This window comes from Paenibacillus sp. FSL W8-0919 (assembly GCF_038003785.1).
Lineage (GTDB): Bacteria > Bacillota > Bacilli > Paenibacillales > Paenibacillaceae > Paenibacillus_AQ > Paenibacillus_AQ lactis.
Map to the genome: position 1 here is coordinate 3,885,151 of NZ_JBBOPV010000001.1, position 14,317 is coordinate 3,899,467.

The 14,317-nt window shown below is 53.5% G+C and carries 11 protein-coding genes and 1 riboswitch; of the genes, 8 read left to right on the plus strand and 3 right to left on the minus strand.

Translation table 11 applies throughout. The annotated features are described in order from the left end of the window. The first annotated feature begins 268 nt into the window (after positions 1-268). Positions 269-1,381, plus strand: a complete 1,113-nt coding sequence (locus tag NST44_RS17750) for a glycoside hydrolase family 88/105 protein (RefSeq protein ID WP_213616653.1) — start codon at positions 269-271, stop codon at positions 1,379-1,381. A gap of 13 nt (positions 1,382-1,394) precedes the next feature. Beyond that, positions 1,395-2,978, plus strand: a complete 1,584-nt coding sequence (locus NST44_RS17755) for a glycoside hydrolase family 43 protein (protein ID WP_373872064.1) — start codon at positions 1,395-1,397, stop codon at positions 2,976-2,978. 63 nt (positions 2,979-3,041) lie between these two features. On the opposite strand, the gene NST44_RS17760 is transcribed toward NST44_RS17755, so the two are convergent. Next, positions 3,042-3,884: a helix-turn-helix domain-containing protein gene (locus NST44_RS17760; RefSeq protein WP_213616649.1), complete on the minus strand. Its 843-nt coding sequence runs from the start codon at positions 3,882-3,884 to the stop codon at positions 3,042-3,044. Between the two features lie 241 nt (positions 3,885-4,125). Between NST44_RS17760 and NST44_RS17765 the strand changes: the two genes are divergently transcribed. Next, complete coding sequence (locus tag NST44_RS17765) at positions 4,126-5,694, plus strand: glycoside hydrolase family 28 protein (protein ID WP_213616647.1); 1,569 nt, start codon at positions 4,126-4,128, stop codon at positions 5,692-5,694. Positions 5,695-6,065: 371 nt separating this feature from the next. Next, a riboswitch (cyclic di-AMP (ydaO/yuaA leader) is annotated at positions 6,066-6,199 on the plus strand. A 3-nt stretch (positions 6,200-6,202) separates the two neighbouring features. Next, positions 6,203-6,679: a C40 family peptidase gene (locus NST44_RS17770; RefSeq protein ID WP_007128475.1), complete on the plus strand. Its 477-nt coding sequence runs from the start codon at positions 6,203-6,205 to the stop codon at positions 6,677-6,679. A gap of 342 nt (positions 6,680-7,021) precedes the next feature. On the opposite strand, the gene NST44_RS17775 is transcribed toward NST44_RS17770, so the two are convergent. Further along, a complete protein-coding gene (locus NST44_RS17775) occupies positions 7,022-8,281 on the minus strand; it encodes a stalk domain-containing protein (RefSeq protein WP_251537639.1) in 1,260 nt (419 codons plus the stop codon). Positions 8,282-8,515: 234 nt separating this feature from the next. Here NST44_RS17775 and NST44_RS17780 point away from each other — a divergent pair, with 234 nt between their 5' ends. Continuing rightward, positions 8,516-8,905, plus strand: coding sequence for a 2Fe-2S iron-sulfur cluster-binding protein (locus tag NST44_RS17780; RefSeq protein ID WP_007128473.1), 390 nt, complete (start codon positions 8,516-8,518; stop codon positions 8,903-8,905). A gap of 219 nt (positions 8,906-9,124) precedes the next feature. Here NST44_RS17780 and NST44_RS17785 read toward each other — a convergent pair whose 3' ends face one another. Then, positions 9,125-9,991, minus strand: a complete 867-nt coding sequence (locus tag NST44_RS17785; RefSeq protein WP_007128472.1) for an AraC family transcriptional regulator — start codon at positions 9,989-9,991, stop codon at positions 9,125-9,127. Between the two features lie 201 nt (positions 9,992-10,192). Here NST44_RS17785 and NST44_RS17790 point away from each other — a divergent pair, with 201 nt between their 5' ends. The 3 genes from NST44_RS17790 (at position 10,193) to NST44_RS17800 (ending at position 14,252) form a co-directional block, all read left to right on the plus strand. Then, complete coding sequence (locus NST44_RS17790; protein ID WP_144878402.1) at positions 10,193-11,986, plus strand: L-fucose isomerase; 1,794 nt, start codon at positions 10,193-10,195, stop codon at positions 11,984-11,986. A 29-nt stretch (positions 11,987-12,015) separates the two neighbouring features. Next, positions 12,016-12,675, plus strand: a complete 660-nt coding sequence (locus NST44_RS17795) for a class II aldolase/adducin family protein (protein WP_007128470.1) — start codon at positions 12,016-12,018, stop codon at positions 12,673-12,675. Positions 12,676-12,737: 62 nt separating this feature from the next. Continuing rightward, complete coding sequence (locus NST44_RS17800; RefSeq protein WP_007128469.1) at positions 12,738-14,252, plus strand: rhamnulokinase; 1,515 nt, start codon at positions 12,738-12,740, stop codon at positions 14,250-14,252. The last annotated feature ends 65 nt before the right edge of the window (positions 14,253-14,317 follow it).

Genomic DNA, 14,317 nt, shown 5'->3' on the forward strand with positions numbered 1-14,317 from the left:
TATTCTTCGTTTCCATCTATGTTACCGAATGGCATACTCCTATTAAAACGGTCTCCGATGTTTAATTCGGGTCATTCTTTGCCTTTTTTGCCGGATTTGAATCCTAGCGGCATTTTTAGCTTCATGAAGGAAGCGAGAGCGGGGAAAGAGAGCATAAAATGCAAAAAATGCGGGGGATTCAGCATCAAACCCGGAATTTTTATCGTTTATGTTTCATTATAATGAAGCTTGAAAATTATACTTCCAAGAAGATTGAGGGGGGATTTGGATGGAAGGGAACCCATGGTCCGTCCGGACGGTGGATACGATCCTCCGTCAAGCGGACGGCGAGGGAGTTCACCCGGAAATTGCCCGCCGGTGGGCGTATGTACCCGGGATGATGCTCATGGCGATCGCCCGTACAGGGGATTTTTATAACAAGGAAGCTTATTTCGACTTCATGAAACGGCATATGGATCTGTTTGTTCAAGAGGATGGAAGCATTCGGGGGTACCGCATTGAGGAGTACAATCTGGACCAAATCAACCAGGGGAAAAATTTGTTTGCCCTGAGGGCCAAATTTCCAGACTCCCGATATGAAAAGGCTTCCCATACGCTGGCCGCCCAGCTCATCAGCCAGCCCAGGACGACGGACGGCGGTTTTTGGCACAAAAAAGTATATCCATTTCAGATGTGGCTGGATGGGCTCTATATGTCTTCGCCGTTCCTGGCTCAGTATGCCAAAACCTACAACCGCCCCGAATTGTTTGACGAGGTGGCACATCAGCTTCTGCTGGTGGAGCGCAGAACCCGGGATCCCAAGACGGGTCTTCTGTATCACGGATGGGATGAAGCGAAGGAACAGGTTTGGGCCGATCCGGAAAGCGGGCGGTCCCCGAACTTTTGGAGCCGGGCTTTGGGCTGGTATGCGATGGCGCTTGTGGACAGTCTGGAGTTTTTCCCGATAGATCATCCGCAGCGCGGTACGATCATTGGCATATTCGAGCGCCTAAGCCGAGCGCTGGCACGATGGCAGGAGAAAGAGAGCGGGCTGTGGTTCCAGGTGCTCGATCAGGGCTTCCGGGAAGGCAATTATCTTGAAACCTCCGGCTCCTCCATGTTTATTTACGCTTTGGCCAAGGGCGTTCGGCTCCAGTACCTGGAGCAGCCTTCAATGCCTGTTGCGGAGCGGGCGTACGCCGGTTTGATTCAGCGGTTTGTTGAGGCCGGCGCAACCGGCGTGCATCTTCATTCCATATGCCATGGAGCAGGGCTGAGCGATGACCGCAACGGCTCGTATGAATATTACATCAGTGAACAAGTGGTATCCGATGCCCAGATTGGCGTGGCGCCTTTCATCCTTGCCAGTCTGGAAATGGAGCGGTTACTAGATTCGTTATAGGAGGAGCGCGATGATGCACTCATCGTCAACACTGCAAGCACTACAGAACAAGCCTTGGCTGTCGGATCAGGGGGACGGGACGTTCGTGAACCCGGTGCTTCATGCGGATTATTCGGATCCGGATGTGATCCGGGTCGGGGAAGATTTCTATATGACGGCTTCCAGCTTCGGCCATCTGCCGGGACTGCCGATTCTGCACTCGAAGGATCTGATTAACTGGAGGATTATTAATCATGTGCTGCCCCGAATGGAGCTGCCGGGCTATGACGTCCCTCAGCACGGGAACGGCGTGTGGGCTCCGGCCCTTCGGTTCCATGACGGCAAGTACTGGGTGTTCTATGGAGATCCGGATGTCGGCATTATGATGAGCACAGCAAGGGACCCGGCAGGCAGCTGGACGCCTCTGCATCTGGTTCAAGAGGGGAAAGGCCTGATCGACCCGTGTCCGTTCTGGGACGATGACGGCCAGGCCTACCTGGTTCACGCGTTCGCCAAAAGCAGATGCGGCATCAAGCACCTATTAAGAATGTGCCGGATGTCCCCGGACGGAATGCGTCTCTTGGATGAAGGTCAGATCGTTTTCGACGGTACCGAGCGCCATCCAACGATGGAAGGTCCGAAGATGTATAAACGGAATGGCTATTATTATATATTTGCTCCCGCCGGGGGTGTATCTACGGGCTGGCAGACCGTGCTTCGATCGACTGCGGTCTTTGGCCCCTACGAGGATAAAATCGTACTGCATCAAGGCGATAGCCCGATTAACGGCCCGCATCAGGGCGGCTGGGTAGAGCTCGCTTCGGGCGAATGCTGGTTCATGCATTTTCAAGACAAAGGGGCATACGGGCGAATCACTCATCTGCAGCCGATGCGCTGGGTCGATGATTGGCCGCAGATCGGTATCGATGCGAATGGGGACGGGATCGGCGAACCGGTTCTTCGTTATCCGAAGCCAAACGTCGGCGGGGAGCATGCGATTCAGGCGCCGGATGACTCGGACGATTTCGAAGGAGCTGAGCTTGGCCTCCAGTGGCAATGGCAGGCCAATCCCAATCCGGCCTGGTACGCATTCGAGAGGGAGAGCCATTTGCGATTATTTGCCTTCTCGGTGCCGGATAACCAGTCCACCCGCACGATCTACGCTGCCCCTCACTTGCTGATGCAGAAATTCCCGGCAGAAGTATTTCAAGCTGAAGCGAGGGTGGACGGAACGGCACTCAAGCCCGGTGAATATGCGGGCCTGATCATATTCGGGCGAACCTTTGCTTATGCAGCCGTTCGGATGAAGGAGGACGGATCCGGCATGGAACTCCTCCGTGCCGAAGGAAACGACCAGGCGGAACATATTGTGTGGTCCGGTGGATTGAGCGAAGGGAAGGTAACGTTGCGGGTGACGGTTCATCCTGGCGCTAAATGCCGCTTCGATTATGCCGCTGCTGACAGTCCTTTCATCCCGTGCGGGAATAAGGAGTTCCAAGCGGAGAAGGGTCACTGGGTCGGAGCGAAGGTCGGATTGTTTGCGGCGAGCCGAGAGGATCACTTAGACAGAGGGTATGCGGATATCGACTGGTTCCGGGTTGGAAGAGGAGAGAAATAGAAGCTGGAAGGGCTGCTCCTAGACGGGGAACCCGGCATTGGATCAACCCGAACGGCCCTGAGGCTATCCATGGCGCTTACGGTATTGAAGGGGCGTCGTGCCTGCGATTTTTTTAAAGGTTTTATTAAAGTGGGCAATATGCTCAAATCCGGTTTGCTCGGAGATGAATTGTACGGAATCCCGGCTGCTCACAAGCATCTTCTGGGCTTCACGAATCCGTACCACCTGCAGGTACTCGCGAAAGTGAAAGCCTGTCAGCTTGGTGAACACTCTGCTGAGATAGGAAGGGCTGATGTAAAACTGCTTGGCGATCTGATCGAGCGTAAGCCTTTCATGATAGTTGGATTTGATATACTGGGCGATCTCCGAAATTTTCTGGTGCATCGGATGCTCATATTCTGGGGGCAGCGATTGGAGCGAGGTCTCGATCCGGTGCAGGCGGATGAGCAGCTCGTTCATCCACGAGCGAACCAACGAGCCGTAATGTGCCTGCCCGGATTGACATTCTGCGAGCATCGAGAGGAGCAGCCGTTCGATGTCGGGCTGATGCTTCAACGGAATGCGAACCAGCCTGGATGTCCCGTGATCGAGCAGCTTGGCGACGCCGGCATCGCCCTCTTCGATGAAGCTTCGGGAGAAGCCGATCAGCACCCGCTCGAAGATCAGCTTATCGGAGCTTGCCGTCGAATGCAGATCATGCGGGTTCACGATCATCATATCCCCTTTTTTGACGGTAAACACATTATGGTCCATGAAGTATACCCGCTCTCCATTAAGCAAGTAATACAGCTCGAAGTAGGGATGCTCATGCGGACGGGGCATGCTGCTGGAACCGTTTCGTGACATGTATTGGATGGAGAAATCATCTTCTCCTATGTGGTACTTGGGCTGCAGCCGGTCATTCATTCTCTCTAACTCCTTTGCACACGCGGATCCGATTCTATTGTCATTCGTGAAGCCTGATATACCTGAACAGGTCGGAGACAACGGATACGGCTAGTTGGGTTCGTAGAAATTTATATATCATGGCTGCAGCCGATCTTCAAGGGCTTTGGCTGCAATCGGCAGCATTTTTTATAAGCGCTTACATCTTCATGCGGTATCAATCGAATAAGCAAACTTGAAACTTACTAAAGCGGAGGTAAGCATGAAACAAACAGAAGAAGCAATATGTCCCGACTTGCCTGTAATCCCGGAATACACAGTAATGATCACAGACTATGGCGCAGTAGGAGACGGCGTTTACGACAATACCCTGGCATTTCATCAAGCAATCGAAGCTTGCGCAAAGGCAGGAGGGGGGAAGGTGGTCATCCCTCCGGGGATCTGGCACACCGGTCCGTTAACCCTGCAGAGCCGGATTGAGCTTCACGCTTCTGCCGGCGCGCTTGTCATGTTCAGCAAGCAATTCGAAGCTTATCCGATCCGGATGTCTGCTTATGAGGGCCGGCAGATGTTCCGCTGCCAGTCTCCGCTCGATGGAGAAGGGTTGGAGGATATCGCAATCACCGGCAGCGGCATCTTTGACGGAGGCGGCGAAGCCTGGAGGCCCGTTAAGCAAGGGAAGCTGACGGAAAGCCAGTGGGATCGATTAATTCATCCCGGCGGCGTCGTGGATGACGGGGGACTGTGGTGGCCAACGCCGGCTGCCCGGGACGGGATGGAGAACCTGGCCCGGATCGAACAAACAGGCAGCCGGAATCCCCAGGATTATGAGTCTGTCAGAGACTATCTGAGACCCAATCTGCTCAGCTTGAGAAACTGCAAGCGGATTCTGCTCAGCGGCCCTACCTTTCAAAACTCCGCAGCCTGGTGCCTGCATCCTTGGGCATCGGAGCAAATTACCATTCAGAACATTACCGTCCGCAATCCATGGTATGCCCAGAACGGGGACGGACTGGACATCGATTCGTGCAAATACGTGACCGTGGAAAACAGCTCGTTTGATGTAGGAGATGACGCGATCTGTCTGAAGTCCGGAAAAAATGAAGCCGGGCGCCTGCTGGGAAAGCCGAGTGAGCGCATCAGCATCCGGAACTGCACCGTTTATCACGGCCACGGCGGGATCGTTGTCGGCAGTGAAATGTCCGGAGGCATCAAGGATGTGCACGTATCCGATTGCACCTTCATCGGCACCGATATCGGCATCCGGTTTAAAAGCTGCCGCGGACGCGGCGGCGTGGTCGAAAATATCTTCATCGAACGGATACGGATGCGGGAGATCGACGGGGATGCCATCTCCTTCAATTTATATTACGAAGGGAAAGCCGGCTCCGGCGAATACCAAGCGGAAGCGATGCTCCCCGTTACCGAGGAAACCCCCGTGTTCCGCAATATTGTTATTCAGGATATCGTCTGCAGCGGCGCGCATACTGCGCTCCTCATCAACGGCCTGCCGGAGATGCCGGTGGAGAACGTGACGGTGATGCGGTCGGCCATCACAAGTCGGGAAGGCATTGTATGCCGCAATGGAAAGAACCTGACGATTCAGGACATGGTCCTTCGCAATCAGGAAAATCCGCTCCTTCTCTTTCACCAGAGCCGAAATGTACAGGTGGTGAACGTCAAGGGGGAAAGCGACTCGCTGGATGACCGCTTGCTTGTGGTTACCGGGGAACGGTCCGGGCAAATCGAATGCTCGGGGCTGCATGCCGATAGGGCAGGACAGATTATGATTTCTTCTGAAGTGGAACCGGAGGAGGTCGTGATCAAGTAGCTTTGCTGTTGGATGCATTAAGGTTTAGAAGGGAGGTGATCGAATTATAACCGTTGCAATCTCAATATGATAAGGAGGTACGCATTGAAAGCTGCAAAATGGCTGAAGCAAATGCTTGTTCTATCGATGAATTTGCTAGAACAAGAGCCGGCCCCCTAGGTGTCGGCTTCTTGCATGGAGGTTTTTTCGCCGCACTTAGAAAACGGAAACAATTTTAACATAAATGTCATGACTATGTGACCTTTCATATAGTAAAAACACTGTTAAAACTCTTTCGATTCGACGGCGATATCTAAAAAACGATAGATTTATCGGATATTATTGACAGTTTGCTAGCTTGTATACTATATTAAGAAAGGGTTACAAAATGTTAATGAATTTTGCCGAATTTCGCTAGAGAAAACGGGGGAACCGTCCTGGGTGAATTATTCTTGTAGTAGAGGGAATATAGGTGACCTTCAGCCGAACCCTTAGCTAACTCCGTAGGCATCGAAGGAGAGAATATATTTTGAAGAAATTGGTCATTTCTTTGCTAGGATCCGCAATCATTTTTTCTTCCGGTGCCGTGACAGCATTTGCCGATCAGCAGCCTAACTTTCAGCAGCAAGTGAAGCAGTTAGTAGGAACACCGTACAAGTGGGGCGGAACAACCACAAGCGGATTTGATTGCTCCGGATTTATTCTGTATATGTTCCGTAACTTTGATCTTGACCTTCCGCGCACTTCCCAAGGACAAGCCCAAGTAGGCGTGCATGTAGACCAGGAAGAGCTGCGTGTCGGTGATCTGGTATTCTTCAACACGAACGGCAAGGGAATTTCACATGCTGGCGTTTATATTGGAGACGGGCAATTCGCACATGCTTCAAGCAGCAAGGGTGTTCGAATCAGCAAGCTTAGCGACTCTTACTATAAGCCACGTTATGTTACCGCACGCCGGGTGTTAAGCCAAGAGGAATATGCGAAGCTGGTAGGAAGTGTTAGCTAGATCAGCTCATCTTTGGTCTTGATCCAGCTCTCTGCACAATGATCGTCTTGCAAGTCCTGGTAAGGAATTCTATGATCGATTTTCAGTGATTGCACCGAATACATACATAAGTCTTGATGATGACCTCTGTATACGACAGAGGTCATCTTTTTTTGTGCCGGCCATGTGGAAGATTGGCATCGGCTAATTCATAGCCTGTGTCGTTTCAATGGCTGTCAGAGATGCTCGGTTATCACGGAAGCATTGAACAAGCGAACAGGCTGCAGGTCCATAGCGACCGGCAGCCTGTGTAGTGATGATCGGAAGGATGGACTCATCCACGCTTCAACCTTTAATTACGGATCACTCTTTGATCACCGCTTCGTTCATGGCGCCTTCGATATCATCACCGTAGACTCTGAATATACCGAGCCGCCACAATGCCGCACCTTTCAGCTGATAGCGCTTGGCCAGACCAAGCTTGTCGTCGATGGAGTTCTCCGTTTCGCTGCCCAGGCTAATTCCAAGCAGAAGCTTGTCCTTAGGGGCTCCGGCATCAAGTGCAAGCTGAATAGCCTGCTGCACTTGCGTGTTCGGTTCCGGCTTCCGGTCTTTGGTGCCAACCGGGTGATACTGGTATGCCATGATAATCAGATCGTCGGCAATCGATGCAAGCGTTTTGTAATCATAGCCTTTATAGGCGCTGTTTAACGGAGGTACGGCCAAGGACAGGGCAGTCCCTTTCGGCAAGGCAGCTCTAAGGTCCTTCACGTATTGGTTCAGCAGCTTCTGCTGGGAGGCGGCATCCAGCTTGAAGCCCAATCCTTCGAAATCCAGCACGACCCCGCCGAACCCATTGTCCGTAACGGCGGCGGTAATCCCGTCGATCGATTTCATCCGCAGTGAGGCGTCGCTCATCATTTTTGTCAGTTCGCCGTTACCGTCCAGTGCATATACCATCAAATAGGGCTTAATGCCCTGTCCTTCCGCATCGGCCACAAGTGTCTGGGGCGTAATGTCTCCGGCGGCTTCCGGCATGCGGTATTCAACCCCTTGAAGGGTGAATTCGCCGTTACGGTCAATTCGGCTCCAGCCAAAGGCGACGGAATTCATCCATTGAATAATATCCCGCTCCTTGAAGGATTCAATGGCATAGAAGGCCCGCAGATGCATTTTGCTTTTTGGTGATTTGAGCGATACGGTGCGCGTTGCCTGATTCCACCTTACGGAAGCCCCGAATTGGCTGCTGAACGAGCTGAGCGGAATCAGCACGCGTCCTTCGCGCATGATCGGCGCTGCGGGCAGCTTGACGTTCTTCTTATTCACCACGGCGGTGGTGCTGCCGACTCTGAGCTGAACCTCGGTTGTGTTATCGTTGCCGGTCTTTACCGCCTGCACGGTTTGGGTCTTGCTGTTCCATTTGATGTCGATGCCCAGTGCCTCGCCCACAGCCCGGAAAGGCACGTAGGTTACGCCTTTCTCAATTCGCGGAGCCGCATCGAACGCAAGCGGAACATCATCCAACAGAACGGAAATGGTTGGTGCCGCATGGGCTGGATGATGATCAGCCGCGGTTCCGAGCAGCGACAAAGAGAGCAGGGAGGCGGCGGCCAGCTTTCCCAATCGTTTTGAGTATCCGATAATAATCTCCCCCACATTCTATGAAAGATAAATGAATCTATGAAACGGTTTACAGCAATGATAGTATAGCAAAATATTGGTAGAATACAAAATAAATAAATAGAGCGGTTTTCAAATGATGTCTGCGTATAGACGGTGTGAGAATAGCCCGGCTTTCGAGTATAATGGTAAGCGTAAATGGAGTGAATAGTTCCAGGCATTTTAGGAGGATATATCGTGTTTAAATTCTGGAGGAGTAAAAAGAATAGCCATTCGGCCGGTCATCCGTCTGCATCCGGTGGACAGGAGCTGGAGGAGGCTGTTCCCGACAAGCTCATCGAGCTTTCCGGTCGGGAGGTTCACAAGAGCGTTGCTCCCGTGCTTGGGATGACGGTGCTGGATCTGGCCGAGCGGAACGATGTGGATTGGAACTCTTTTTGCAAAAGAGGCACGTGCGCACGCTGCCGATGCCATGTAAGCGTTGGTGTCCAGCATTTGTCGTCACCGAATCAGGCGGAGGAACAGAGGCTGGACCCCGAAGAGCTCGAGGAAGGGTACCGGCTTGGCTGCCAAAGCCGGATCGAATCGGTCGGCCCGATCAAGATTAAGCATGCCCCTTATTTTTAGTAGAATATTTGTACCTTTTGGGTTCAAAAGTGACCGTCCCTCGTCTAATAAATTTTAATGATTGCTCGAGACTCGCTTACAAGGACCATTCGTGCCTCGGCACGAGTCCGTTGTCGGCGGGGGAAGCCGGCAATCCTCGTCACGGGATTGCGCTTGGCGGCCGCATTCGCCGCATAAACGTCAAGCAGGCAGCCGCATCTTAGCGGCTGCCTGCCGGCGTTATTCCGTCAACTGGGCTTGCCGCCGCTGACTTTCCCGATAGGAGGATGGCGTCTGCCCGGTTATTTTTTTGAACAGCATGGAGAAATACTTATCATTCCCATATCCGACCTGCGACGCAATCTCGTGCACGGGGGCATCGGAATCCGACAGCAGACGCTTCGCTTCTTCAATCCGCTTGGAGATTAAGTAGTTGAAGGGCGAATCGCCGAGCTCCTTTTTGAATAGATGGGATAAATAGTGCTGACTGACATACAGCGTGTCGGCGATGTCCTTCAGACTGATGCTCTGGGTGTAGTTGGCATCAATGAATTGCTTGGTTCTCAGCGCAATTTCATGCTTTCCTTTCAACGCCTGGAATTGGTGCTTTACGTCGATAATCCGGTAAATGACCGTAATCAGCGACATAAGCAAATTCGTGCTCAGCGTTTCATAGCCAAGAATTTGAGAATCGCATTCTCGAATGATGTCCGAAAGATAGCTCTCTACCTTGTATGCGTACTTCTCGCATGAAATAACCGGCTCCACGTACGGAGGCAGCAGCATTCCCTGAGGAACGCCCTCGATATGCAGGGAATCGACTCCGCAATAGATGACTTTAAAGGGACTGCTTCCTGCCGACTTCTCCTCATGCGGCACACCCGGATTGTAGATGGCCACATCTCCTTTCCGGAGTTCGTACACCTTGCCCGCGATCCTGAATTCGCCGCGGCCTTCCACGACATACAAAATTTCGCAAAAATCATGGATCTGCGGCGGACCGTAAAAGAAGTCTTCATCCACGACCTGTCCGGCAAAGAGCAGCTGTGGATTTTTCTTGAATCGGAATTGATCGCTTCTGCTGTGTGATATTTCAATCTTCGGCACGTCGTTGTCCCTCCCCAAAGCGAAACTTCCTGTCATTATTATACTGCATAATTGCGTTATCTCGAAATCGTTTTCAGTTCAAGGCCGGCGGTTCACTGTTTTGCTGAATATCCATGGCAACAAAGCAATATAGTGGGTTATCCCGCATATCGAATCTATTTACAATGTGGATATAATCAATGATTTGGGAGGCGTGGCATTATGACGATTGAAAACGATTACAGATGGAGAGACGGATTTCCGAAGATCGGAATCCGGCCGACGATCGACGGGCGGCGAAGAGGCGTGCGGGAATCCCTCGAGGAACAAACGATGAACCTGGCCAAGGCGGTTGCGGCGCTGCTGTCGGAGCAGCTCCATTATCCGAACGGCGAGCCGGTGGAATGCGTCATTGCCGATACCTGTATCGGCGGAGTGGCCGAGGCGGCGGCGGCCGAGAAAAAATTCAAGCATGCCGATGTCGGTCTTACGATCACGGTGACGCCTTGCTGGTGCTACGGAACGGAAACGATGGATACGGATCCTTCCAGACCGAAGGCGGTCTGGGGCTTTAACGGCACGGGCCGTCCAGGTGCGGTCTATCTGGCTGCGGTGCTGTCCGCTCATGCGCAAAAAGGATTGCCTGCATTCGGTATTTACGGCGAGGATGTGCAGGATGAAGGAGACACCCGGATTCCGGATGACGTGCAGGAGAAGCTGCTGCGTTTTGCACGTAGCGGGCTGGCTGCTGCCATCATGCGCGGCCAAGCGTATCTGTCCATGGGCTCGGTGTCGATGGGGATCGCCGGCTCGATTGTGGACGACAGCTTCTTCCAGGAATACCTCGGCATGCGGAATGAATATGTCGATATGAGTGAATTTACCCGCCGGTTGGAAGAGGAAATCTACGACCCTGAGGAGTACAAGCTGGCGCTTGCGTGGGTGAAGGAGAATTGCGTCGAAGGACCGGACAACAACCCACAGAAGCTTCAGACGTCCCGTGAACGCAAGGACTACGAGTGGGAAACGGTCGTAAAAATGACGCTGATTACGCGCGATCTAATGATCGGTAATCCACGCCTTGCGGAGCTGGGCTTCGAGGAGGAAGCACAAGGACATCATGCGATCGCATCAGGCTTCCAGGGGCAGCGTCAATGGACCGATCACTTCCCGAACGGGGACTTCCTTGAAACCATTCTGAACTCCTCCTTCGACTGGAACGGCAAGCGTTCGCCGTATATTGTGGCGACGGAAAATGACAGCTTGAACGGGGTCGGCATGCTGTTCGGTTATCTTCTTACCAATACGGCTCAGATTTTCGCGGACGTACGGACATACTGGAGCCCGGCTTCGGTTGAACGGGTGACCGGCTACAAGCTTGAAGGGAAAGCAGCGGGCGGCATTCTGCATTTGATCAACTCCGGCTCCGCGGCGCTTGACGGCACAGGTGAACAGCAGCGGGACGGAAAGCCGGTCATGAAGCCGTTCTGGGAGATTACCGACGAAGAAGTGGAACGGACCCTGAAGGCAACGCAGTTCAGACCTGCTTCCCTTGAGTATTTTCGCGGCGGCGGCTTCTCCACGGACTATCTGACACGCGGCGGAATGCCGATGACGATGTTCCGTCTGAATTTGGTCAAGGGCATAGGGCCGGTGCTGCAGATCGCGGAGGGATATTCGGTGGACTTGCCGGCCGAGGTTCATGATACGCTCGATAAGCGTACGGATCCGACATGGCCGACCACCTGGTTCGTTCCGAATATTACGGGCGAAGGCGCGTTCACAAGCGTGTACGAAGTCATGAATCAGTGGGGAGCCAATCACGGGGTCATCAGCTACGGACATATCGGCGCAGACCTGATCACGCTGGCTTCGGTGCTCCGCATACCGGTCAACATGCATAATGTACCGGCTGAGCAGGTATTCCGTCCGCGTGCTTGGGGCTTATTCGGCACAGCCGATCCGGAAAGCGCCGACTTCCGCGCTTGTCAGAACTTCGGTCCGCTGTATAAGTAAAAAGCATTCCAGGGAGAGGAGACGAGACCATGCAAAATATGGAGACACGGCAGGAGCTGTGTAAATATGCGACAAAAATCGTGGACAACGGCCTAGTCGTCGGACCCGGCGGGAATATCAGCGCTAAGTCGGGAGAGATGATGTACCTGTCCCCGAGCGGCTTCGCACTGGAGGAAATCGAGCCGGAGCAATGGATCGAGGTTCATATACCGACAGGTGAGATCACGGATATCGGGTTGAGACCGTCCTCCGAGGTGCTAATGCACTTGTATGGCTACCGCAGCAACCCGGATATCGGAGCGATGGTGCATACCCATCCGTCCCACTGCATCGCCTTTACGTTAATCGAGAAGGAGCTGCCGGTCATGTTTCCGGATCAGGCCGCTCTTGTGGGCCGGACCGCTTATGTGCCCTATATTATTCCGACAACGGATTTACTCGCCGAAGCGGTTGCGGCCAAGGTGACGGAGGCGAGCTCGATCCTGCTCGGCAACCATGGCCTAGTAACTACAGGGAGAAATTTGCGCGAGGCTTACTACCGGACACAGGTGGTCGAGGAAAGCGCCAAAATTTACTTGAGCGCCAAGGCTGCCGGTCAACCGGTGCCGCTGACGGACCAGGAGGTCGATGACATCGCGGCGCTGGAGAGCGAGGACTACCGGATTCAGCTGCTTCAGAAAATGAAATAATCTAAACATTCATGGCAGCCTGTTTCGTGCTTGAGCATTTTTGTGGGAAGAGGTGAAATCATATGAGCCATTCATCTGCCGTGCTGGCGTTCGATATGGGGGCTAGCAGCGGCCGGGCGCTGCTAGGGGAGATCGCCGCCTCCCCGGACGGCGGCTCGCAGGGGATTCTAAAAATTACGGAGATCCACCGTTTCGCCAATGTCCCCGTGCAGTTCGGAGAGCATATGCACTGGAACACCCCCATGCTGCTGCAGGAGGTAAAGAACGGCATTCGCAAAGCCTTTCAAGCCGGCTATGCCCCGGTCAGCTACGGGATTGATTCGTGGGGCGTCGATTATGGGCTGATTGACCGTAACGGGGAGCTAATCGGGATTCCCTATCATTACCGGGATCCGAGGACGGAAGGCATGGTGGAGGAAACCTGCAGCCAAGTCGGCCGGGAGCGGTTGTTTCAGGAGAGCGGTCTTCAGTTTATGCCGTTTAACACGATCTTCCAATTGAACGCCATGCGGAAGGCAAGCTCTCCGATGCTGGATATCGCGGATGCCCTGCTGCTGACGCCGGATCTGATCAATTATTTTTTGACAGGCGTGAAGGCATGTGAATTTACGATGGCCACCACGACGCAGCTGTATCATGTACGGCAGCGGAAGTGGAACGAACCGCTCATTGAAGAGCTCGGGCTCAATCCTTCCATGTTCATCGAACCGGTGGAGCCGGGCACGTGGATCGGCAATCTGTCCGGTTCAACCGCGAAGGAGCTCGGCGTTCCGCCGATCCGGGCGATCGCGGTGGCATCGCATGATACGGAATCCGCCGTCGTAGCCGTTCCGGCAAGCTCATCGTCTTTTGCCTATCTCGTATGCGGCACATGGTCGCTTCTGGGAACCGAGATGAAGGAACCGCTGCTCCACCCGGACGTATTGAAGGAGGACTTCTCGAATGAAGGCGGAGCCTTCGATACCTTTCAGCTGCTGAAGAACATTATGGGATTGTGGATCCTCCAGGAATGCAAGCGGCAGTGGGATCAGCAAGGCCTGGACTATGGGTACGGCGATTTGGTCCGGTTGGCGGAGGAGGAGGAGGCGTTTCGCAGCTTTATCCAGCCGGACGATCTTCGCTTTATGAATCCGGCGGATATGATTTCGGAAATCCAGACGTATTGCAGGGAAACGGGGCAGCCTGTGCCGGAGAGCACGGGAGCGATGGTTCGCTGCATTCTTGAAAGCCTTGCCTTCCGATACCGCGAAGTGCTGGAGAGCATGGAGCGTTTGACCGGGACTCGATATGAAGGCTTGCATATGGTCGGCGGTGGGATTCAGAACGAGCTGCTCTGCCGGTTCACGGCAAATGCGCTGGGAAGAACCGTATGGGCCGGTCCGGTCGAAGCAAGCGCGATCGGCAATATGCTCGTGCAATTCATTGCGAACGGAGCCTTGGCAAGCCGGGAGGAAGGAATCGAGCTCGTCAAACGTTCGTTCCCGCTTGCGGTGTACGATCCGGAAGCGGATTCCGAATGGAATGCGATGTTCTCCAAATACCAAGCGGCTACCAGGGAACGCCAGGTCAGCGGTTAATTCGCGGGATCGATCCGCAAACTGCCGTGCTGTACCGAATCTTGGGGAAATCCGAATAGATCAGG